We start from the raw sequence: 22,977 nt of genomic DNA, 5'->3' as shown, positions 1-22,977 counted from the left end.
CTGCGCGGGGCATCACTGCCCTGAACTGCCACGGCCATCGATCGACGCCCGAGGCTTCATGCAGTTTTCAGCCATCAGGTAGGCCCTATGCAACATCAGCAGTGCTCGACTTCCAAAGCCCCGGCTCGCTTATCTCGCAAACCCACATGCCAGTGGGCCGTTCTCGCTGCAGCGATCCTGCTGCCTATAAGTAGCGGAGCATTTGCCACCGCATCACCCGCACCGCCAGCGCAAGGCATCAAGGCCTTCAGGTTATGCACCGGTCCCGACAACCTGTCGCACGTTATCCAGGGAACGCTGGATCAGAGCGCAGTGGCGGATGTCAGCGCACTCAACTTCAAGGAAACACCGGCGCATGCAACCTATGACTGGCATCCAGCGCCACAGGAGCAGTACGTGATCACGCTGTCGGGCACGCTGGAGTTTTCCACCACTGGCGGTGAGAACTTCGTACTGCATCCCGGCGAAGTCTTGCTCGCACAGGACACCACAGGACTTGGCCATCGCTGGAAGCTCATTGACGATCAGCCATGGCGCCGCGCTTATATCCTCACAAAATCGAATGCCGCGAAAGCGTTCATTGCAAAACCAGGCAGCTATGACAAGGGCGGGTGTCAGGCCTGAGTTGATCGTTGCGCGGCCGGCACGGGCTCGGACATCTCGATCAGATTCAGATCGGTGATGAAACCGTCAGATGATCCCGAGCTTGCGCCACTGCGCCCGGGTATCAGCGTCAATGCCGTGCGCTTCCAGCACCGCATCCGTGTGTTCGCCGAGGGTAGGAGCCGCCGAGCGCACCTGGCCCGGCGTGTCCTGCAGTTTGGGCAGAATGCCCGGCAGCGTTACAGGTGTGCCGTCGTCCAGGGTGCTTTGCAACAGCATGTCCCGCGCCAGATAGTGGGGGTCGCTGGCGATGTCGGCGGCGTCGTAGATCTTGCCTGCCGGGATCCGCGCCTCATTCAAAGCATTGAGCACTTCGTCCAGCGAACGCTCGGCGGTCCATGTCGAGATCGCTGCATCGATCCGCGCCACGTGCCGGACCCGACCGTCGTTGTGGGCCAGATCAGGATCATTGGCAAGGTCCATGCGACCGATCTTTTCCATCAGCCTTCTATAGATGCTGTCGCCATTGCCCGCCACCAGTGCGTACTTGCCGTCATTGCAGCGATAGGCATTGGTGGGGGCGATGCCAGGCATGCTGCTGCCAGCCGGTTCGCGAACGACGTTGAACACCGAGTATTCGGGAATCAGGCTCTCCATCATGTTGAACACCGACTCGTACAGCGCAACGTCGATCTGCTGCCCTGCCCCGCCGTTCTGATCGCGATGACGCAGAGCGAGCAGAATACCGATCACCCCGTGCAGCGCCGACAGCGAATCGCCGATCGACACACCGACCCGAACAGGCGTACGCCCTGCTTCGCCCGACAGATGCCGCAGACCGCCCATGGCCTCGCCTATCACCCCAAATCCCGGTCGGTCGCGGTAGGGGCCGGTCTGTCCGTAACCGGAAACCCTCAACATGATCAGCCGTGGATTGAGCGCATGCAGTTCTTCCCAGCTCAGCCCCCAGCTTTCGAGGGTGCCAGGACGGAAGTTTTCGATGAGTACGTCGGCATCGCGAATCAGACGGCGAACCGCTTCCTGCACCTGCGGCTGACGCAGATCGAGGGTGACCGACTTCTTGTTACGTGACTGCACCGCCCACCACACCGAAGTGCCGTTGTGCAGCAAACGCCATTTACGCAGCGGGTCGCCCGTCAGCGGCGGCTCGACCTTGATGACCTCCGCGCCGAACTCGCCGAGGATTTTCGCGGCAAACGGCCCGGCGATCAGTTGCCCCAGTTCTACGACCTTGATGCCTTGAAGAGGTAAGTTCATGACGCTTCCACTCTGGTTCGAGAACACCGGATGATCCGCGCAAATGCAAGGAATGAAAAGTCACTGATCAAAAGCAGGCAAAAAGCCCCGCAATGGCGGGGCTCCTGTTGCTCGCTTGACTTACTGAGTGCAGGCCAGTTGAAAACTCATGGCCGAATCACCGGCAGGTTCGTTCTTGCCCACCATAAGGCCCAGCACATTGACCTTTTCAGTTGTCGCCGCGCCGCCCAACTTGGTGTGACCGTATAACAGACGATCATAGTCGGAGGTATCAATCGAAGACACCGAGCAGAAACCAGGTGCCTGTTTGAACAGCCCTTCCGCGAACAGAACGTCATAAGTTGCGAAGTAATCTTTCTGATTGGTCAGCTTCACCGCCTTGATCCATGCAGAAGATTGCGCAACGACGCGACCTTGTTGATCAATGGTCGCCGTATGCAGCGCTGGAGAGGCCATGACACCGGCAGAAACCGCCATGGCGCACGAGACCACTAGTCCTTTGATACAGTTATTCATATAAATCCCTTTATGGTTTCCAACGACATAAAATGTATTTTTTACGAACCGATTATTTCCTACAAGACAATCGATCCATACTCAGTGCCAGCCCTTGAAAGCGCCAGCCAACGCAATGCAGCTAATACCAGAGAAATGCGAAAATCAAGCTCAATACCGGCGCTTTAACTTATAACTAACCAATTACAAAACACCCGGACAATTCGTACAACACTCAGAATCGATAACTGACAGGATCGATAAACTTTAACCCGCATAAGAAAACCGTATTGATGAGGTCGTTGCTATCAGGAATTTCATCAAGACATCTCTATCTGCCATCGACAAACCTGCTATCTTCGCGGCGCGAATAACGGTTCCCGTCATTTCCTCGTCATTAACCGCCGGTAGGGTCTGCGCAAAATTGGAACCTTCCCATTCCAGCCTTTACCGAACGCACTGATGGAAACTCCTACGTGACAAACGTAAAACTGCTGCGCCGCGCGTTCCTGCTTCAAGCCTGTGCCATGACCACCGGTGTCGCACTTGCCGCTTCGCCTGCGTCGCCCCTGCTTACAATGCCGCAACACAAGGGCACCAGGCCCTCTGACGTCAATCGCAAATTCTTCGAGAACGGCAAGGCGCGGCCGTTCGCCGGGAACACGATCATCAGTCAGATTCCGTTGCGAACACCACTGAGCGACGCGCTCACCACTGTCAGGAATACACTGGCCGCCCAGGAGTTCAGTCAGTGCCTGAGCCTGCTGCCGCCCTCCAGTTACCACATGACGGTCTTCGAAGGCGTGATCGACGAACGGCGAAAACCGCCGTTCTGGCCCGTTGAGGTCGCCAAAGGCGCCAGTGTTCAAGCCTGCACGGATTACTTCACCGAACACTTGATTGACTTCGATCTCGACGATGAATTCGAGCTGCGGATGCAGGTAGACGACTTCAATGTTCACAAGGACAGCGGCGCCACGATTCGGCTTGTTCCGGCCAGCGTGCAGGAAAACAAAAAAATCCGTGACCTGCGTGATCGCCTGGCTCAGCGCCTGGGTATCCGCGCACCGGATCATGATCAGTACGGGTTTCACATCTCATTGGGCTATCTGGTGAAGTGGATGACCGACGCACAAACCCTTGAATATGCGGCCGTTCAGCAGAAATGCCTGACGTTCCTGCGCGAGACCCTCGAGGTGTTCGCGCTGGATGCACCCAGATTCTGCACCTTCAACGACATGCTGACGTTCGATGACAAGTTCGCCATTGGCAAGCAGCCCGAAACGATTTGAAACGGCGCCTTTTGACTGCGCCCCCCCTCAAGCAGAACGCATCATCCACAGCAGCACCGTGCGTTGATTCATTGCAGTTCTGAAGATTCAAAGGCGGGAGATACCAGCACCCGCGCAGTACCGTCAAAGTGAACAGGATGACCTGATCGATACCGATATCGCGACGATTGAAGCGGTACTTCAAGCCTTGCAAACAGTGCCAGCGGCGACCGAGAAAAAGCAGAAGCCCAAGCGCACTGAATTGCATTGCCAGCAGAGGTTCCACGCACGGTGATCAGAATGCTTAAATTGATGTCCGCAATTCACGTGGCGACAGGCCATAGTGTGAGCGAAAGCGCACCGCATCGGCGATGTAGTGACCGTGAAGGCCGGGGAAGTTTGAGATACCAAGCTCGCGCCCGGCCGGCATCAAAATCAGATGCTGCGGCCCTGCGCGCATCTCCCGATCATCCCATTGCAACAGTTTTTCCCCCTGTCGCACTCTACACAGGGTGGTCACGAACACCGGTACCCTTGGCAGGGCAAGGGGCTGTCGCGCCCTTATGACACACGCATCGATAATGTTTTCCCGGTGCTGTATGCCGTCACAAGGGCGCATCGTTCTTAACGTCCGTAAGTTGAAGTAATGGTCGATTTGGCCAAGGCGTTGGCATTGAGCATGAACCCAACCAAGGCGCCACTGGCCTCACCGTCGAGAGGTAGCTTATCTACTTTCAATGCCCATACGGTGAATTGATAGCGATGGGGTTTATCTCCTACAGGTGGGCAAACCCCGCCAAATCCCGGCTGGCCATAATCGGTTCGCCCTTGTACCGCACCGGCAGGCAGGTTCGCCCCCACGCCTCTTGGCAAGCTATTGGTAGAAGCTGGAAGGTTAACCACCGTCCAATGCCACCAACCGCTACCGGTCGGTGCATCGGGATCGTAGACCGTGATCGCGTAGCTTTTAGTGCCTACGGGGGCGTTTGTCCAAGAAAGCTCAGGAGAAGTGTTTCCACCTTCGCAACCGAAGCCTTGGAACACTTCGCGATTGTTCAGCGAGCGGTTGTCAGCAATATCCCGGCTGGTCAGTGAGAAGTCGGCAGCGTATCCACTGAGTGCTACTGCCATGGAAAGTGCAGGCAGGATTAACCTGATGCTCATTGAGGCTCCATCCGAGTCTTAAAGTGAAGCCCGATTCTAGGTTGAATAAAGAGTAAGGACTGTGCCGAAATGCTCGACAACAGTGCCGAAACGCTCGATTGCTTCAGGCAAACTATTGACTCCCGACCTGTGTGGGCCAGACGCTTACGAAACAATGGCGGGACGATAACTAAATAATAATTGAAGGCGCGTACAGGCTTAGAGAGTCGGAGGATGACCTGCCCCATAAACCTGCCACGCTCAGACCAGGGTTCACCGTGAGTGACTCACCAAAGCGCTAAATCATAGGTCAAATAAAGCCGGTTATCGTCATGATTGGCTGAGTAATCCGTACGAAATGTAGCCCCACGATATTCAAGACCGAGCCCTTTGAACGCTCCGCTCTGCACCACGTACCTCAGTGTAGAGTCACGTTCCCACTCACTGGCTGCGCGTTTTTTGTACTCTCCGCCACCGGCGGTGTAATACCGACTCATAAAGGAGAGCCCCGGAAATCCTAGTCCGACAAAGTCATAATCATAGCGAAGCATAGCGGTATGCTCGTTAGCCTGAACAAATTTACCGACGTTGGCATTAGTGAACGAGTAGACTGAACCGCCATTAATATAGGGCAATGATGTCTCGCCCGTTACTTTCTGATAACCCAGGCCGACGGCATGATTTCCATACCCCAGTGTCCATAACCCACTGAACATCGTAGCGTCGACATTTCCGGCCCAAGCGCTACCCGACTTGTCACTCGAAAAATATCGCAGATCCGACGTCAATGAAAGCGAACCCACATTCAGCTTGTGATTCAGCCCCAAAAACGTCTGGCTGTAAAAATCCTCCATCGTCCCGTAGTAATACGACAGACTGAGCTGCTTACCTAAACTGTACCGCCCCCCCGCAAAATCAAAATCGGCATCTTTGGCACCGCCATAACCAACGGGTGTAAACCCTTCATTATTAGAAGAGTTGCGGAGTTTTTCTTGATCCAGATGGCCGGCTTGAACATACAGTCCCTCAATCCCCCTGTACTCAATCTGACTGCCAGTGACTGTTTGCGGCAGGATACGCCCGTCATTGGTTACCAACACGGGAATTTTAAGCTCCGATGTCCCCTGACTGAACAACGCATCCCGGTATCTGGCTTTACCGGTCAGGCCAACACTGGAGAACTCCGAAACCGCATGCCCGTCAGAATTGACGGGCAGCAAACCTGTATTGGTGTGCGCCGGACTTGAATCCAGACGAAGGGCCGCCAACCCTTGACCTTCCAATGCAAAGCCAACCGCCCCAGGCGTAAAACCGGATTTTATATTCAATAACACCCCTTGCGCCCACTCGCGGCGGTCATTGGCACCTTCATGATAGTCATCATTAAAATAATAGTTTCGAAACTGTACGTTTGCATGCGAGCTGTCTGAAAACCCTTCTGCATTACTTTTCGGAACCAGGCCAATCATTAATGACGCACACAGAAACCCACCACGTCTATAAACACAACGCATACGATCCTCCACGCTTTTTTGGATTTTTTTTAGCAGTCGGAGAGCCCGAGAAAAAAGCAAACCCTTTATTGTTTTTCTAGACACACGTTCGTCCAGACACGACACTATTAGGGAAATTACAAGCCCACAAGAGTATGAGTATCACGCATACATCTATGCGAATTTTCGCGAGGCCGAGTCAGCTACAACAATCGATGAAAGAGAGGAGTAGCAGCATGAACTTCAAGCAACTCGAAGCCCTTCAGGCAATCATCGCGACAGGCTCCACCACGGGAGCCGGCTCCAGAATGGGCCTATCACAATCTGCCGTCAGTCGGCTTCTAGGGCAGCTTGAGGAGTCTCTGGGAATAATCCTGTTCGCACGGAAGAAAGGACGCCTGATCGCGACACCCGAAGCTGCTGAACTACTGGCAGAAATAAGCAAGGTCGTGGATCAGATCCAGAGAGTCCAACGTCTGGCGGATGAGATTCGATTAGGAGGCGTGCGCAAGACGTTGATCAAAGTTGGGGTGCCCACGAGCATGGCCCAGCAGATGATGCCTCGTGTGGTGTCTGGTTTCCTGAAGCAGCATGAAGACTCTGTTGTGGAGATCGTATCGGGCTCCTACGAAACGATCGAGCGGGCCATTCTGGATCGCTCGGTCGACCTTGGAATTATTCGGATGCCCAGCGAGATAGCTGACTTCGAGATCGATTACACCGTCACCACGGAGGCCGTTTGTGTAATGCCTGCCGAGCACCCCCTGAGCAAGCAATCGTTTGTTTCAATCGAAGACCTGAGAAACACCCCCCTCGTCCTGCTGGGGCGACAACGCACACTGCGCACCGATTTAGACCTGGCCTTTCGCGCCGCCAATTTGAGACCACAGGTCAGAGTAGAAGTCCACTCGGCAGGCGTTGCCTGCGGGTTTGTAGCAGAGGGGTTAGGCGTATCGATCATCAACTCCCTGCTGGCGTCCCATTTCGAACAGCTTCCCATTGTATATCGCCCGTTGAAACCATTGATTGAATATACATTTGGATTAGCCTTTCACCCCAGCCAGCCTCGTTCCACGGTGGTGGACGATTTTGCCAGGCACCTTATCGCCTACCTAAGCGACCGGAGCGCCACATAAAAAGCCATAAACGCATAAGGGTATCTCGATAAGTCATAATCTTGCGGACCCAAACAGTTGCTTGATAAGGTCAGTTTGAATCAAATCGATAACAGAACAATAAAAAAGAGACCCCCTCATGAGCGTAAACATCGAGCACCTCATAACCTCCAACAAGAAACAGTCGACTGAACCACACCCAGAAAAATAAACGGTACTTTTGCACCCACTGCCAATGAGCCAGAACCGTGTTCTGTTTTATAAAAGTTAGCGCCTGTGCGCGAGCAAGAGTGTTCTACCATGACCGTCATCACCCCACACAACACACCTGTCGACGGGAACGTTTCTGACAACAAGCCCTCGACATCCAGCACGCAAATAAATCCGGCAGTCATTTTATTGGCCATCGTCTTCGTGGCTGTGCTGCTCACGTACATCGTCGATTCCGGGGAGTACACGCGAAAAGGCGAGCTTGTATTACCTGGCACTTTCCAGTCGCTCGAAAAAAACAGTTCTCCCCTCCACCTGTTCAGCGTCGATGGCCGTAAGGAGACTGATGTCAAACCCGTTTCGATCATTGAGGGACTCATGGCAATCCCAAGGGGACTGGTTAAGCAGTCCGGCTTGATTTTCATGGTCATCTTGATCGGCGGTATGTTTGGTGTGCTCAACAAGTCAGGGACAATAGATTCCGGCTTGACCCGCATGTTGGCTCTTGCCAGGGGAAATATATACCTATTGGTCCCCTCCATCATGCTGATACTTTCATTGGGCAGTTCGTGTCTCGGGATGGCCAAAGAATACGTCATGGTCGTCCCTCTGATGGTGGCCATGGCCCATAGAATGGGACTACCGACCATTATCGGACTGGCCATTGTGGTCATCTCGGTCAAGATTGGCTTTCTTTCATCCATTTCCAATCCCGTCGCGTTAGGCATTGCTCAACCTATTGTCGGCCTCCCCGTATTCAGCGGAATGGGAATGCGCGCGGCGACCTTCGTTGTATTCATGCTGGTGGGTACCGCGTTCGTCCTGATGTGCATTCGCCGCACGGGAGTCGACGTCAGAGCCCATGTCATCAATGACGACAAACGCCTTTCCGTTCGACATGTAGTCACCCTGATTGCCCTGCTGGCAGGCGTAAGTTTTCTCGTTTATGCCTCCAATACGTGGAAATGGAAATTCACTGAACTCAGTGCCTACTACATCGGGATGAGCATTGTTTTCGCGGCCATCAGTGGTATCGGCGCAACAGCGGCGGCAGATGCGTTCCTGAGCGGTATGAAGAAGGTCATGATGGCGGGCCTCCTGATTGGACTGGCCACTGCGGTAGAGGACGTTCTTTCCACCGGGAAGATTCTGGACTCCGTAGTGAATGGCCTGGCGGGCCTGATTGGCGGTCACAGCCCCGTTGTTTCAGCTTTCGGTATGTTTTTTTCCCAACTTTTCCTCGATGTAATGATTCCGTCTACTTCGGGAGGCGCTGCTGTCACGATGCCCATTTTTGGTCCACTTGGCCAACTGACCGGTGTGACGGCTCAGACAAGCGTCTACGCGTTTTTACTGGGACATGGGCTGACCAACATGATCACGCCGACATCCAGTGGCTTGCTAGTACTGCTCGCCACTGCGCAAGTAGGTTGGGGGCAATGGGCGCGTTTTATTCTTCCACTATTCGTTACTTTCTTCTGCATCGCACTCGTCATGCTCGCCATCGCGGTCTCCATTGGTTATTGATTAAGCCGCCGTGTTCTTCGAACAGGGCGCTTCAAAGGGTCTATTGATGAACACTACTTCCGTATCCGGTTTTGATGCGCTGCAGGTTCTGCACGATCAGCGGATAACCGTGCGCGACGGCATTGCCCTGGCAACGGATATCTATTTTCCTCGTGATCGAAGCGGCGCACTGCCGGTCATTATCGAACGCACCCCCTACGACAAAACCCGTCCGTCTCGATCGGAACTTAACATTGACGGACATTTGCTAACGCGTGAAGAAATGGCGGCCCGTTTTGCCGCCGCAGGGTTCATTACCGTGTTCCAGGATTGCCGAGGCCGATACGCATCAGAGGGAGAGTTCGTCAAATACTTGTCCGAAGGCGAGGATGGATTCGACACCTTGGTCTGGTTACTTGAGCAGCCATGGTGTAACGGCAGGATTGGCAGCATGGGACTTTCTTATGCGGCACATACTCAGCTGGCAATGGCATGCCTGAATCCACCCGGGCTCATGACAATGGTGCTGGACTCCGGTGGTTTTTCCAACGCTTACCACTGTGGTATCCGACAAGGCGGCGCCTTCGAGCTCAAACAGGCAACCTGGGCTTATAAACAAGCGCTGCAAAGTCCAGCGGCGCTGGCAAACCCCGCTGTATTAAAAGCGCTCAAAGGGGAAGATATTCGGCACTGGTTTACACATATGCCATGGGTACGAGGCCAGTCGCCGCTGCGCCACGTCCCGGAATATGAGGACTATCTGTTCGAGCAATGGGGCAAGGGAAGTTTCGGTCCTTATTGGGAGCAGATCGGGATCAACGCCGAGCACCATTACCACAACGTGCCGGATATCCCGATTCTGCATATGTCCAGTTGGTATGACGCCTATGTCGGCTCCACGCTGAAGAATCGAACCTCACTGAGTGAATCCAAACGCGCCCCACAACACTTGATAATGGGACCGTGGCTACACGGTGATCGCAACATCACTCACAGCGGCAACGTCGATTTCGGCCCAGCTGCAGCGTTTGATGGCCAGGTAGACACTGACTGGTTGACCTGCCGTATACGCTGGTTCGAACAGTGGCTGACACGCAACGATGAACGCCACTCCACTGCCGCTGTTCAAGTGTTCCTGATGGGTGGCGGCACCGGTCAGCGCGGTGAGGATGGGCGGCTGCAACACGGAGGCAATTGGTTGAGTGGCGAAACGTGGCCCCTGCAAGGCAGCCGGGAAAAGGTGCTTTACCTGCACCGCAACCTCAGCCTGACATCGCAGTCGCCAACCGACACTGACGCGAGCAAGAGTTACATATGCGACCCGGAACAGCCGGTTCCAACCATCGGCGGAGCCCTGACCTCCGGCGCCCCTGTGTTCTTTGGTGGGGCTTTTGATCAACGTGAAACGCCCGAGTTTTTCGCCAGCCAAGGCAACAATCTTCCGCTGTGCGCCAGACCGGACGTGCTGTCTTTTCAAACCGCGCCGCTGGAAGAAGATCTCATCGTGGCCGGTCCGCTGTCGATTGAACTCTGGGTGGAAAGCGATGGACTGGACACCGACTTCACCGCCAAGTTGGTCGATGTGTACCCTGCCTCTGCTGACTATCCACAGGGTTATGCCATGAATATTACCGATGGCATCTTGCGCTGCCGTTATCGGGACGACTGGTCGACCCCCTCACTGATGACGCCAGGGGAACGCGTAAACATTCGGATCGAACCGTTCGCGACCTGCAACCGATTTGCCAAGGGGCACAGGCTGCGACTGGATATCGCCAGCAGTAACTTCCCTCATTTTGACGTAAATCCCAACAGCGGTGAGCCTGAGGGCCAGGGCCTGCGAAAAATGAAAGTACTCAACACAGTGCACATGTCCAGGCACTGCCCTTCCCGCTTGATATTAACTGTTCTGGAGGGCCCTGAGCAGCTTCGATAACACCCCTGAACTGTTGGGTGCATTTTAAGATTCCAATCACTTTTTCAACGACGCTCCTCTTCAACCAAGCCGTGTTTAACCGAGCTATGAAGAGCGCTCACACTCGCCTCGGAGTCAGCATGCGAACCGTGATAAATCAACTCAATACTATCTGCGAAGAACAGCCTTATGTCACCGCCTGGTACTTCAAGAACCTGATCACCGGGGAAGTTGCACACCGATTTGGTCATACTCCATTCGTGGCGGGAAGTACGCGCAAGACGTCGATTTTGATGGCGGTACTTCGTGAAGTACACAGAGGACATCTCGATCTCAACGAACCCATACGGTATGAGGAGCGACTCCGTGAGGGCGTGATGTCCGGAACATTCAAATACCTGACGCCGGGGTTCAGCATCAGCCTGCGGGATGCGCTGGTCCAGATGATTATCGTCAGCGACAACGTATGCACTCGCATGGTGTTGGAGCGTATCAGCCTCGCCCGGATCAACGACTTTTGCCAGTCATTGGATATGGGCAATACCTCCCATCGAAATACTATTCCTCGTCCCGACCTGGCCATCGACCACAAACTTGAAGAAGTCACCACTACGTCTGCCTTCGATCAAGGCCTGCTATACGACCTGATCCTCCAAGGCAGTGTGAACCCTGCAACTGCCACCTTGCTCGGTTGCTCGTCTGAACAATGCGCCTTCGCCCTGGATGTTCTCAGCTGGCAGAAGCTTCGTACCAAGATGGCCTCATTACTACCGGCGGATACGAAGATTGCACACAAGGGAGGGACCGGTAAACGTGGTCGAATGGATGGCGGCATCGTCTTTCGTGACGGAGCTCCGCTGTTTATTTTCACGGGCTACACCGATCAGGTTCCGCTCGTCATGCCTGACGGATTGCCCGGCTATGCGTCAGCGTTCTCGACCTTGGGAAGATTGGCACGAACCTGTTGGGATTCCATCCCGGCAACCGGAGCACTGACGCATGGATAAGCGCCTTGATAACAGCGCAAACGCCACCACAACGCCTGGAGAACTCTCATCCTCCTGGACTTCGGCCAATGTCGAAGATGGCTTCACCTTGGTAGCAGTGGGCGACCTGATCATTTCCGATGCCATCCATGCGCGCATGCACCGTCGCTCCCCGGATCTACTAAATGTGCTGAAAAATGCTGACGTGACCTTCGGTAATTTCGAAGGCACCGCCATTGATCTTCAGCAGTACTCAGGCTATCCATCGGCCTTGTCAGGGGGCTCTTGGTTGATCAGTACACCCGCTGTGGCCGAGGATCTGAAGACGATGGGCTTCAATCTGGTCAGCCGGGCAAACAATCACAGCACCGACTGGGGCGTTCAGGGTATGCGCAGCACAGACGAACTGTTTCGTCGTGCCGGCGTCGTGCAGGCAGGGACAGGGGAAACACTCGCCCAGGCCAGCGCACCCGCGATATTGAGCACCCCTGCGGGAAGAGTCTCACTGGTAGCCGCAGCCTCCCGCTTCGAGGCCGATGCTCGTGCCATCGATCCACTGGGTCAGATCCAGGGGCGGCCTGGCCTGAACGCTCTGCGTACCACCCGATTCGTGCTGGTCTCCGAAGAGCGCCTGCATCAACTGGCCGAACTGCGTGACTCTCTCCCTAAAGGGATGATGCGACGCTCAGTGCTGGCGAGCGATGCTAAAAACCAGCTCGTGACGCTGTTCGACACCAAGTATCGGGCCCGTACTCAACTGGATAAGGAGGTCGAGTTCTCTTTCACGCCGGATGAACGAGACAGGCTCCGTATCTTGCATAGCATCCGGCAGGCCAAACAGACGTCTGACTTCTCGGTGTTTTCGCTGCACACCCATGAGCCGGGCAACTATTGTGAAACACCACCTGACTTCATGCCGACCATCGCTCGCCAAGCTATTGATAACGGTGCCGATGCGGTGATTGGACATGGTCCGCATCAACTCCGGGGTATCGAAATCTACAAGGGGAAGCCTATCTATTATTCGTTGGGCAATTTCTTTTTCATGGAAAATCAACAATTCCCTATTACGCGGGATGAGTACGAAAAAGACCGTGTCGAGCCCGGTGCCATGACGGAAGCCGAATTCATGGAGCACCGTCGGGTACACGGTGTGTTCAAGGAGCAGATCTGGTACGAGAGCGTGATCGCGGTAAATAGATTCAGCTCGACCGGCACATTGCAAGAAGTGGTGCTGCACCCTGTGGAAATGCACTGGCAAGACGAGCGAGACGCGGATAGAGGCATTCCACGACTGGCTTATGGCGCTGATGCCCAGCGAATTCTGACACGTTTGCAGCGACTCTCTGCGGCCTACGGAACATCGCTCGAAATCGCGGGAGACCAGGGGGTTATCCGATTCTAAATGCCAGGTTGAAGGTGCCATTTCCGGGTGCCTCCAACTGCACAAAGCAACCTGGACGGCATAGGTACTCAGTTGGTTGGCATGCAGACGATATCCGCACCCTGCATTGCCAACAGCCGATAGACTTCCGGTAACCAGACGCCATAGTTGCGGCTCACCAACTCGGGTACTACCGCGATCTTCGCACCGGCGCCGGATGCTTCCTTGATCGAGCGCAGCGACACTTTCAGGGTTTCAGCCTTTGTAGCCAACTCGTGGCTCCATTTGTAATGGCCGCCACCGTAGTGCTCGGAAATCTCTGGGGTTCATCAGAGGTTCGCGGCGCTGACATTTTATTTTTTCCAAAAAAAGCACCCGAATGCGCATCTGTAGAAAAACCTGTTTCGCCGAAAAACTGAACAGGTTCCGACTACCCGAAACGCGCCTCTGTAATGTTCCTGTCACGAGTGGTCAGTAGATTTACTAAAAATTAGAACGTTCTAATTTTAGAAAATATCTCAAGCTGTCAGTCCCCACGCACCAATGGAATTAGCCCGATGACGGACGTCAATACGTTTCGCCGTGTCTTTTTGCTGCAGGCCTGCACTCTGACTGCCAGTGCTGCATTTGCTGCATTCCCTGCGTCAACCATGCTCACAATGCCTCGGACCAAGGGCGAAAAACCCTATGACGTCGACCGTAAATTTCATCCGGACGGGACGGCTCGTTCGTTCGCCGGAAATACCATCATCAGTCAAATACCCTTGCGCACTCCCATCAACGATGCGCTCACGGTAGTCAGAAATACCCTCGCGACCCACGGGTTCAGCCGGTGCCTGAGCCTGCTCCCCCCTTCCAGCTATCACATGACTGTATTTGAAGGGGTCATTGACGAACAACGCAAGGCGCCGCTGTGGCCCACTGACGTTCCCCGCGACGCATCGGTGCAAACATGCACACAACACTTCACTGAACGCTTGAAGGACTTCGTCCTGGACGAGAACTTCCAGCTCCGGATGCAGATCGACGATTTCAATGTTTACAAAGACAGCGGTGCCACGGTGCGGCTGGTTCCAGCCAACGTGCACGAGCGCAATAAACTTGGTGATTTGCGAGATCGTTTAGCGCAATGCCTGGGCATTCGCTCCCCGGATCATGACAACTACGGATTCCACATCACACTGGGCTATCTAGTGCAGTGGATGGACGCTCGACAAACCCAAGACTATGCGAAGGTTCAACACGATTGTCTGGCTTATCTGCACAAAACCCTAGGCGTATTGGAGCTGGATGCGCCCCGCTTCTGCACCTTCAACGACATGCTGGCTTTCGATGACAAGTTCGCCATCGGTCAGCGCCCAGACACGCTTTGAACGCGCACACCCACGTCTCTACAGCGAGCATGCATATGCCATCGTTCAGTCCATGCCGGCGCCCCAGCCCGGATTATTATCAAGCGCCCATTGTGGCCAAGGCAGCGTTCGTCCTGGCGAGTAACGAACCGACAAAACTGTCAACGACGGTCGTGACGCACTACCACCGCAGGGAGATTTTGCTGTGTCTGCTGTTGGCGATGGCTGGCCACGGTTTAGTGGGATGGTTTTTGTTCCAAAGTCCTGCCGACAGCGAAGTCATCCCGGCACCGCTACCCGTGGTCATGCAATTAGTAGCGCCACCCATAGCGCCACCCATAAACGCATCAACGCCAACTGAACCGGCGGCGGCCCCCCCGCCTCCCGAAGCGACACCGGCGGTCTCGACTCCGGCACCGCAACCCGCAAAACCGACGCCGAAGCCTGCCGCGAAAAAGCCCGCTGCAGCCAATAAAGCACCGCCACAAAGCCAGCACACAGAGCAGCCCGGCAAAGAGGTGGCGGCTCCGCAACAGACAGCCATCGCCAAGCCTCCCGCCCCCGCGCCGGAGCAGGCGCTGGTGGGGCCTTACGGACGCGCGGGTTACCTGAATAACCCACCACCGACTTATCCCCCCATTGCAGCTCGATTGCACCAGCAAGGTGTTGTGGTGCTGCGAGTTCATGTACGGGCCGACGGTCATCCTGAGCAAGTCCAGGTGTTCACATCGAGCGGATTCGAAAGCCTGGATCAGGCGGCAATCAAGGCCGTCAATCAATGGACATTCATGCCCGCCAAGCGCGGAGAAGTCGCCACGGATGGCTGGGTCAACGTTCCTCTCGCCTTCAAACTTTCAAACTGAGGTTCCTTATGAATAACGCCTACGCCACCCTCATTACCCAGACATCCCTCGGGATCCTGCTGTTCTTCTCCGTGATCACCTGGCTATTGCTGATGCTCAAGGGCCTGAACCAATGGAAGCAAAGTCGAAAGAGCCGCGACTATATAAGAGCGTTCAAAGCCGCCGGCAGCCTTGAAAACGCACTGAACCTAGAGCAGAACGGTAGTGCCGCCGCACGCTTGGGAGCCACTGGCGCACAGGTGCTGACGACTCGACAAGGCATGAGCGAACTGGGCCACCCCTGGAATCGCCAGGACTTGTTGGAGCGTAATCTGCACCAATTGATTGTCGATGAACGACGAGAGATGGAAAGCGGCCTCGGCTGGCTGGCAAGCATTGGCAGCACCGCACCTTTTATCGGCCTGTTTGGTACGGTCTTCGGCATTATTCATGCGCTGAGCGCTATCAGCACGGCCAAGTCCGCGAGTATAGCGGTCGTCGCAGGGCCTATTGGCGAAGCCTTGATTGCCACCGGGGTCGGTATCGCCGTCGCGGTACCCGCAGTACTTGCGTACAACTTCTTCATGCGTCGCGTGAAACTGCTGGTTGCTGATCTGGATAAATTTGCGGTCGAGTTTCTCAATCTCTCACAGGTGCATGCATTTCAACTGCAGCGCCCAACCTCAATAAACCGCAGCACAGAAAACAGCGCATTAAGCGGGGTTATATAAAATGGCGTTTTCAAACAATCAAACTGACGATGTCATCAGTGATATCAATATCACTCCGCTGGTCGACGTCATGCTGGTCTTGCTGGTGACATTTATCGTCACTGCCCCCCTGCTGACCAACGCTATTGCCTTGAACCTGCCAGAGACTGTCGCTACCGGGGAGGCGACGCAACAACATGCGGTCGCCGTTAGCGTGGATGCGACGGGCCAGGTATTTCTGGACGCAAACATTACGTCGATGGATCAGCTACCGGCGACATTGCTAAACCTGCATCAACAGGAGCCTGACATCGCGATCACCTTGCGCGCGGACCGCAGCGCTGAATATGGAAAGGTTGCCCAGGTATTAGCGGACGTTCGCAATGCCGGTATTACCCAGTTGTCGGTGATAACAGAAACACCCTGACGCCAAACCCAAGCCAGCACTTCGTCGCTGTCCAGCGACCTGAAAGGACACGAGTAACATGAATGTTAAACCGATGCTGAATTGGCAACGGCTACCCGCCGCTTGCCTGAAAATCGCCCTGATCCTGCCTATATTTCAAGTTAGCCATGTGAAAGCCGACGCCGTTGATACTGCGCAAGAGCCCGGCGCAACAGCCACTACCCTGGGCACCGTGTCGGTCATCGGCCAGGGCGAAACCCGTCAGGTTCATCGCGTTACTGAGCAAGACACCAAAGCCTACGCGGCGGGCAGCAACCCAATGAAAGTGCTGCAACGCCTGCCGGGCGTCAACTTCCAATCCAGCGACCCACTGGGTCGAGAGTTGGGAAGTCAACGTATCAGTCTGCGCGGTTTCGACATGCATCACCTGGGCTACACACTAGATGGCGTGACCTTGGGTGATATGAGCTTTGGCAACTTCAACGGTCTGACGATCAACCGCGCAATCATTCCAGAAAACATCGCAAGTACCGAAGTTGCCGAAGGCACAGGGGCGTTAGGCACGGCCTCCAACAGCGATCTGGGCGGGACCCTGCAATTCACCAGTGCCAACCCTGATCAAACGCCGGGCCTGCGCTTGTCGCAAACCTTGGGCAGCTACGACACCACGCGTACTTTTCTGCGCGCCGATACGGGCCAGTACAAAGGCCTGGCCGCTTACGTTGCCGCCGAGAACTATGACGCCAACGCCTGGAAAGGTGACAGCCCACAACGCTCCAACGCACTGAACGCCAAAGTCACCTACGACGTTGACGGTCACCATTTGAGTTTTTATCACAGCCGATCGGAATATAAAGAGTCCACGATTCCGTCGCTGTCAAAAAGTCAGATCGACAGACTCGGCTACAACTGGACCAACTACGCCCCCGATTGGCAGCGTGCGGTCAATGCGGCCAATGGCAAATTCAGCGGTGGCGTCACCAGTGTGAGCGATGCCTTGTACAACTCAAGCAACTTGCGAAATGACGAACTCGATATCCTCAGTGGCACGTTTACATTAAGCGACGCCCTGATACTGGATACGACCGTGTACCACCATCACGATTCGGGTGCCGGTAACTCCTACTACCCGTTTGTCTATACCAGCGGGTCGACCACGGTTCCCAGCAACTCGATTCGAAGCACTTTTTATGGCATTGACCGGACCGGCTTTCAAAGCGCCTTGTCTTACTACGTCGGAGAACACGTAGTACAAGCCGGGGTCTGGATACAATCCAACAAGAACTCAGCCGACCGTTACTTGTTCGATACGACCGGCGCAGCCCCGCAGAGCGGTATTGTGGAAGTCACGGGCCTGCCCCTCGCAGCAACGATCCAGTCCCAGGACTATAACGACCTGACCCGTCAATTCTATGTTCGTGACACCTGGACGCTACTGGACGACCGCCTCAAACTTGAATACGGCGCCAAACACGTTGTGACCCATTCAACGGTCAAAGGCTCGGGCACTTCGGCCAGCGGTTCGCTCCAGGCCAAGGACAATTTTCTTCCGCAGATCGGTGCCACCTACAAGCTTAATGAGCAAGATGAAATATTCGCCTCCTATGCGCAAAACATGGCGGCCTTCCCCAGCGGTACATCCAGCCCGCTGTACACCAGCCAGACCACGTTGAATGCACTGAATGGCTTCAAGGACCTGAAACCGGAAACCTCGAAAACCGTCGAGTTGGGTATGCGCCGTAGCACCCCGCTCTACGCCGCTTCCGCCGCACTTTATGGGACCCGCTTCGATAACCGTTTACTGGCCATTGCCAACTGCACAGGTATCGTGATTTGCCAAAACGGCGTCGCCAACGTCGGTGCCGTCAGCAGCCGTGGTGTTGAACTCTCGCTGGCATTGACCCCCGACCCGAACTGGCGCTGGTCTAACACCATGACCTATAACCGTAGCCTTTATGAAGATAACTACAGCAGCAACGGCACGGTGGTCGCAGTCAAGGGCAAAGACGTGATCGACGCCCCACGATGGATGCTCTCAAGTAGCCTTGACTGGCAATGGGATCGTTGGAACGCAGGGGTGCAAACCAATTACATGGACAAGCGCTATTACACCTATACCAACGACTCCAGCGTCGACGCCTATTGGGTCACCAACGCCAACATGGGGTATGACTTCGGCAGGTTCGGTGACTTGAAAGACACAACGCTGTCACTCAATCTCGTCAACCTCTTTGATCGTCGCTATATCTCGACGATCAATACCGACTCCAGCGCCGCCACCGACCCGGCCGGCAATCTACAGATTTTAAAAGTGGGCTCGCCGCGCAGTGCCTTCGTCACGTTGAGTACCCGCCTGTAACGCTGCTCCTGAGTACAGGTTGCACACAAGGCGTGCTTCGGTAGAATTGCGCCTTGCGTCAAGCCTGGCCGTTTAAGATCAGAGCCTCTGCCAAGACGGCGTCTACCAGGGAACAGCAATGCAAAGCAAAGTAAAAAGGATCACCATAAAGGACGTGGCGCAAGCAGCCGGGGTGAGCTTCCAGACCGTATCGCTGGTTATAAACCATCCTGAAAAAGTCGCCAAGAGAACCCTGGCGAAGGTTCAGGACGTGATCCGCGAATTGAATTTCGTGCCCAGCGTAGCTGCTCGCTCCCTGAGAAATATTCCAATAAAAACGGTCGCATGTATATTTTTTGGCGAGCGTGCCGCCTATGACAATCGTTCGCCACAGATTCAGGACACGTACTGGAACAGCGTCATTCAGTCGCTTGGCCTGGCTGCGGACGAGGTGGGTTATTCGCTTCTGCAACGTAAACCCTCAGCACATCAAGCACCGGCAGTCGAAGAAATACTGGAGCTTTACCGTTCAGGCAGCATCGTCGGGATCGTTGCGGTGGTTGAGCAGCCCGATCATCCCGTTCTGATAGAACTCAGCCGCAACAATGTACCGATTGTTCTTTTTGGCACCATAGACCCGAACTTTATGTATGTTGCGCAGGCCAACAGGCTCGCCACTGCGCAGCTCGTTGACCACCTTCACAGTGTTGGGTGTCGCAAGATCGCTTTCATCGCGGGTGAAAGAGAGGGTCACACCAATCAAGATATCGACGAACGCTATCTGGGTTATCAGGAGGGGGTGAGCAAACATAACCTGTTGGTAAACGAACACTGGAACATCGCCGGTGACTGGTCCATGGCCAGTGGACTTCGCGTAGCGCAACAATTATGCGCGGGCATCACCCGTCCGGATGCAATGATTTTTGCCAGCGATCGTATGGCACTGGGGGCCCTCAAAGGCTTGTACGATTTAGGCCTGCGAGTCCCCCACGATATCTGCGTGGTCGGATTCGACAATATGCAATATGACGACTTCAGCATCCCCACCCTCACAAGCGTCGACTCGCCACTGTTTGAGATGGCCACGACAGCGATAGAACTTCTGCTTAAAACGCTTACCGGACTATCCGTCAACGACTCCGCGCAGATGATTTTCCCGGCAAAAATCATCATCAGGGACAGCACACAGCGTTTGATCGGCTGATTTTATAAAGACCAGCGTTTTGGAGCAGGTACCCGCATGCCGTTGCGCTCAGTTTTTCCTGAGCGTCACCACGAAAGCTGGCGATTAAAAATCGTTTCAAATATGTTGTTGGCGGTCCGTTAGACCTGCTGGTGAGCTTGGCTTGCTCAATCAAGAAATCATCTAAGATGATTGCGCCAGCGGTGTACTTGAAGGGGTACTTAAAAACCGTGGACAGTAGAAAGACAGAAAGCAAAAAGCCCGCACTAGGCGGGCTTTCTTTTTGCTTCAAGGAGTTCAAGGGCCTTGAAGCGGNCGGACGGGACTCGAACCCGCGACCCCCGGCGTGACAGGCCGGTATTCTAACCGACTGAACTACCGCTGCGCGTAACACTAAGAGAGAGTTNTGATGACGGGATCGAACCGCCGACCCGCTGCTTGTAAGGCAGCTGCTCTCCCAGCTGAGCTAATCACCCTTCACTCTCGGTGTGGCGCGCATTCTACGGAGCGACCCTAGGTCTGGCAAGTAATTTTTTAAATAATTTTTATAATCCTTCCAAAGGCTTACAAAGGCTCCGTGCAGGCTTGGCCCCGGAGGCAGAGCAGCGAATAATGCCCCCCTTTGTATGGAAGGAGAGATTCACCTCATGTGGTTCAAAAACCTGCTTGTCTATCGCCTGACCCAGGATCTGCCTTTTGACGCCGAGGCGCTGGAGACTGCACTGGCGACCAAACCGGCTCGCGCCTGTGCCAGCCAGGAGTTGACCACTTACGGTTTCGTCGCGCCATTCGGCAAGGGCGAAGAGGCTCCATTGGTACACGTCAGCCAGGACTTCCTGCTGATCGCCGCACGCAAGGAAGAACGCATTCTGCCGGGCAGCGTCGTACGTGACGCGCTCAAGGAAAAGGTCGAAGAGATCGAAGCCGAGCAGATGCGCAAGGTCTACAAGAAGGAACGTGATCAGCTCAAGGATGAAATCATCCAGGCGTTCCTGCCGCGCGCCTTTATTCGTCGCTCGGCTACCTTCGCCGCCATCGCGCCCAAGCAAGGCCTGATTCTGGTCAACGCTTCCAGCCCGAAACGCGCCGAAGACCTGCTGTCCACCCTGCGCGAAGTCATCGGCTCGCTGCCGGTTCGCCCGCTGACCGTCAAGGTATCGCCAAGCGCGACCATGACCGACTGGGTCAAAACCCAGAAAGCGGCCGACAACTTCTTCGTGCTGGACGAGTGCGAATTGCGCGACACCCACGAAGACGGCGGCATCGTGCGCTGCAAGCGTCAGGACCTGACTGGCGACGAAATCCAGCTGCACCTGAGCACTGGCAAGGTCGTCACTCAACTGTCGCTGGCCTGGCAGGACAAACTGTCGTTCGTGCTGGACGACAAAATGGTCGTCAAGCGTCTGAAGTTCGAAGATCTGTTGCAGGATCAGGCTGAACAGGACGGCGGCGACGAGGCACTGGGACAACTGGATGCCAGCTTCACCCTGATGATGCTGACCTTTGGCGAGTTCCTGCCAGAGCTGTTCGAAGCGCTGGGCGGCGAAGAAATACCTCAGGGTATCTGACACCTCCCGCGAATGAACCGAAGCACGGCGCCGTCTAAATAGACGGCGCATTCATTTGGCACTTACAAAAAGAAGGAGCAGACCATGCGCGCTCTTGCCGCCTTGAGTCGTTTTGTCGGTAACACCTTTGCGTACTGGGTGCTGCTGTTCGCCATTCTGGCGTTTGTGTTTCCCCAGGCATTCATCGGCCTCAAAGGCTGGATCGTTCCGTTGCTGGGTCTGGTCATGTTCGGCATGGGCCTGACCCTGAAGCTTGAGGATTTCTCAGAAGTCGCGCGTAACCCCTGGCGCGTGGCGCTGGGTGTGGTCGCGCACTTTGTCATCATGCCCGGCGTGGCATGGCTGTTGTGCAAAGTGTTCCAGCTGCCGCCCGAAATCGCTGTCGGTGTGATTCTGGTGGGCTGCTGCCCGAGTGGCACATCGTCCAACGTCATGGCGTGGCTGGCCAAGGGTGACCTGGCGCTGGCGGTAGCCATTGCCGCTGTCACCACCCTGCTCGCCCCGCTGCTGACCCCGACGCTGATCTGGTTCCTGGCGTCGACCTGGTTGCCGGTGTCCTTCATGGATATGTTCTGGTCGATCCTGCAACTGGTGATGCTGCCAATCGTGCTGGGTGTTCTGGCGCAGCGTCTGCTGGGCGCGCGGGTGAGCTACGCGGTGGATGTGCTGCCGCTGGTGTCGGTGGTGAGCATCGTGATGATCGTCTGCGCGGTGGTCGCCGCCAGTCAGGCGAAGATCGCCGAGTCAGGCCTGCTAATCATGGCTGTGGTGATTCTGCACAATACGTTCGGCTTTCTGCTGGGCTACTTCACTGGCAAGGTGTTCAAGCTGCCGTTGCCACAGCGCAAGTCGCTGGCGCTGGAAGTCGGCATGCAGAACTCAGGGCTCGGCGCCGCACTGGCCAGCGCCCACTTCTCGCCACTGGCGGCAGTGCCGAGCGCGCTGTTCAGCGTCTGGCACAACATTTCCGGTGCGTTGCTCTCGACGTATTTCAGGAAGATGCCGGAGGAAGAAAGCGAGGTGGTAGCGCGCAAATCGCGACCAAACGAAAGTGTCTGACTGAATACATACCCCTGTGGGAGGCGGCTTGCCGGCGATGCAGTCGACGCGGTGTGTCAGGAAAATCGCGTCATCGTTCATCGCCGGCAAGCCGCCTCCCACGGTCCGGTGTTTGCTGCG

At 55.3% G+C, this 22,977-nt stretch carries 20 protein-coding genes, 1 tRNA gene and 1 pseudogene; 15 read left to right on the top strand and 7 right to left on the bottom strand.

All coding sequences use genetic code 11. From position 1 onward, the window contains the following. The first annotated feature begins 87 nt into the window (after positions 1-87). Positions 88-624 carry a cupin domain-containing protein gene (locus AO065_RS24075; protein ID WP_050562135.1) on the top strand — a complete coding sequence of 179 codons (537 nt, stop codon included), beginning with the start codon at positions 88-90 and terminating at the stop codon, positions 622-624. 66 nt (positions 625-690) lie between these two features. Here AO065_RS24075 and AO065_RS24070 read toward each other — a convergent pair whose 3' ends face one another. After that, the gene (locus AO065_RS24070) at positions 691-1,881 is read right to left on the bottom strand and encodes a CaiB/BaiF CoA transferase family protein (protein ID WP_004879356.1); all 1,191 of its coding nucleotides are present in this window, start codon (positions 1,879-1,881) and stop codon (positions 691-693) included. Between the two features lie 120 nt (positions 1,882-2,001). Next, on the bottom strand, positions 2,002-2,358 hold the full coding sequence (locus tag AO065_RS24065; protein ID WP_004879354.1) for a hypothetical protein: 357 nt from the start codon (positions 2,356-2,358) through the stop codon (positions 2,002-2,004). A gap of 494 nt (positions 2,359-2,852) precedes the next feature. Between AO065_RS24065 and AO065_RS24060 the strand changes: the two genes are divergently transcribed. Continuing rightward, positions 2,853-3,668 carry a DUF1868 domain-containing protein gene (locus AO065_RS24060; protein WP_004879352.1) on the top strand — a complete coding sequence of 272 codons (816 nt, stop codon included), beginning with the start codon at positions 2,853-2,855 and terminating at the stop codon, positions 3,666-3,668. Positions 3,669-3,999: 331 nt separating this feature from the next. Here the strand turns inward: AO065_RS24060 and AO065_RS27535 are convergent. From AO065_RS27535 to AO065_RS24050, 3 genes and pseudogenes are all read right to left on the bottom strand, one after another. Then, positions 4,000-4,266 (bottom strand): annotated as a pseudogene (locus AO065_RS27535) (helix-turn-helix transcriptional regulator); the annotation flags it as partial. Positions 4,267-4,271: 5 nt separating this feature from the next. After that, positions 4,272-4,811, bottom strand: a complete 540-nt coding sequence (locus tag AO065_RS24055) for a YbhB/YbcL family Raf kinase inhibitor-like protein (RefSeq protein WP_004879350.1) — start codon at positions 4,809-4,811, stop codon at positions 4,272-4,274. Between the two features lie 266 nt (positions 4,812-5,077). Then, on the bottom strand, positions 5,078-6,304 hold the full coding sequence (locus tag AO065_RS24050; RefSeq protein WP_004879348.1) for an OprD family outer membrane porin: 1,227 nt from the start codon (positions 6,302-6,304) through the stop codon (positions 5,078-5,080). 215 nt (positions 6,305-6,519) lie between these two features. Between AO065_RS24050 and AO065_RS24045 the strand changes: the two genes are divergently transcribed. The 5 genes from AO065_RS24045 to AO065_RS24025 all read left to right on the top strand — a co-directional run bounded on the left by AO065_RS24045 (position 6,520) and on the right by AO065_RS24025 (position 13,420). Next, the gene (locus AO065_RS24045) at positions 6,520-7,419 is read left to right on the top strand and encodes a LysR family transcriptional regulator (protein ID WP_004879346.1); all 900 of its coding nucleotides are present in this window, start codon (positions 6,520-6,522) and stop codon (positions 7,417-7,419) included. A gap of 279 nt (positions 7,420-7,698) precedes the next feature. Next, positions 7,699-9,135: a YfcC family protein gene (locus tag AO065_RS24040; protein ID WP_004879345.1), complete on the top strand. Its 1,437-nt coding sequence runs from the start codon at positions 7,699-7,701 to the stop codon at positions 9,133-9,135. Between the two features lie 46 nt (positions 9,136-9,181). Beyond that, positions 9,182-11,050 carry a CocE/NonD family hydrolase gene (locus AO065_RS24035; protein WP_004879344.1) on the top strand — a complete coding sequence of 623 codons (1,869 nt, stop codon included), beginning with the start codon at positions 9,182-9,184 and terminating at the stop codon, positions 11,048-11,050. A 119-nt stretch (positions 11,051-11,169) separates the two neighbouring features. Further along, positions 11,170-12,036, top strand: a complete 867-nt coding sequence (locus tag AO065_RS24030) for a serine hydrolase (protein ID WP_032650308.1) — start codon at positions 11,170-11,172, stop codon at positions 12,034-12,036. Next, the gene (locus AO065_RS24025) at positions 12,029-13,420 is read left to right on the top strand and encodes a CapA family protein (RefSeq protein WP_004879337.1); all 1,392 of its coding nucleotides are present in this window, start codon (positions 12,029-12,031) and stop codon (positions 13,418-13,420) included. The genes AO065_RS24030 and AO065_RS24025 overlap by 8 nt, the downstream gene beginning before the upstream one ends. Positions 13,421-13,488: 68 nt before the next feature. Here the strand turns inward: AO065_RS24025 and AO065_RS24020 are convergent, their stop codons facing one another. Next, positions 13,489-13,671, bottom strand: coding sequence for a hypothetical protein (locus AO065_RS24020; protein WP_004879335.1), 183 nt, complete (start codon positions 13,669-13,671; stop codon positions 13,489-13,491). A 285-nt stretch (positions 13,672-13,956) separates the two neighbouring features. Here AO065_RS24020 and AO065_RS24015 point away from each other — a divergent pair, with 285 nt between their 5' ends. The 6 genes from AO065_RS24015 (at position 13,957) to AO065_RS23990 (ending at position 20,251) form a co-directional block, all read left to right on the top strand. After that, complete coding sequence (locus AO065_RS24015; protein ID WP_004879332.1) at positions 13,957-14,772, top strand: DUF1868 domain-containing protein; 816 nt, start codon at positions 13,957-13,959, stop codon at positions 14,770-14,772. Positions 14,773-14,807: 35 nt separating this feature from the next. After that, positions 14,808-15,614 (top strand): energy transducer TonB, encoded by an 807-nt coding sequence (locus AO065_RS27615; RefSeq protein ID WP_157788259.1) that lies wholly within the window; start codon positions 14,808-14,810, stop codon positions 15,612-15,614. A gap of 8 nt (positions 15,615-15,622) precedes the next feature. Next, positions 15,623-16,324 (top strand): MotA/TolQ/ExbB proton channel family protein, encoded by a 702-nt coding sequence (locus AO065_RS24005; RefSeq protein ID WP_004879329.1) that lies wholly within the window; start codon positions 15,623-15,625, stop codon positions 16,322-16,324. A gap of 1 nt (position 16,325) precedes the next feature. Beyond that, the gene (locus AO065_RS24000) at positions 16,326-16,730 is read left to right on the top strand and encodes an ExbD/TolR family protein (RefSeq protein ID WP_004879328.1); all 405 of its coding nucleotides are present in this window, start codon (positions 16,326-16,328) and stop codon (positions 16,728-16,730) included. A 58-nt stretch (positions 16,731-16,788) separates the two neighbouring features. Continuing rightward, positions 16,789-19,068: a TonB-dependent receptor family protein gene (locus AO065_RS23995; RefSeq protein WP_004879327.1), complete on the top strand. Its 2,280-nt coding sequence runs from the start codon at positions 16,789-16,791 to the stop codon at positions 19,066-19,068. Between the two features lie 118 nt (positions 19,069-19,186). Further along, positions 19,187-20,251: a LacI family DNA-binding transcriptional regulator gene (locus AO065_RS23990; RefSeq protein WP_004879326.1), complete on the top strand. Its 1,065-nt coding sequence runs from the start codon at positions 19,187-19,189 to the stop codon at positions 20,249-20,251. A 289-nt stretch (positions 20,252-20,540) separates the two neighbouring features. Here AO065_RS23990 and AO065_RS23985 read toward each other — a convergent pair. Beyond that, positions 20,541-20,617, bottom strand: a tRNA-Asp gene (locus AO065_RS23985). A 260-nt stretch (positions 20,618-20,877) separates the two neighbouring features. Between AO065_RS23985 and rdgC the strand changes: the two genes are divergently transcribed. Together rdgC and AO065_RS23970 are read left to right on the top strand one after the other, a co-directional pair. Then, positions 20,878-21,798 carry a recombination-associated protein RdgC gene (gene rdgC, locus AO065_RS23975; RefSeq protein WP_004879325.1) on the top strand — a complete coding sequence of 307 codons (921 nt, stop codon included), beginning with the start codon at positions 20,878-20,880 and terminating at the stop codon, positions 21,796-21,798. Between the two features lie 84 nt (positions 21,799-21,882). Further along, positions 21,883-22,857 carry a bile acid:sodium symporter family protein gene (locus tag AO065_RS23970; RefSeq protein WP_004879324.1) on the top strand — a complete coding sequence of 325 codons (975 nt, stop codon included), beginning with the start codon at positions 21,883-21,885 and terminating at the stop codon, positions 22,855-22,857. Positions 22,858-22,977 lie beyond the last annotated feature (120 nt).

It is taken from the genome of Pseudomonas viridiflava (assembly GCF_001642795.1).
GTDB lineage: Bacteria > Pseudomonadota > Gammaproteobacteria > Pseudomonadales > Pseudomonadaceae > Aquipseudomonas > Aquipseudomonas viridiflava.
The sequence above is the reverse complement of the archived record's forward strand: the minus strand, read 5'-3'. Positions and strand labels throughout refer to the sequence as shown.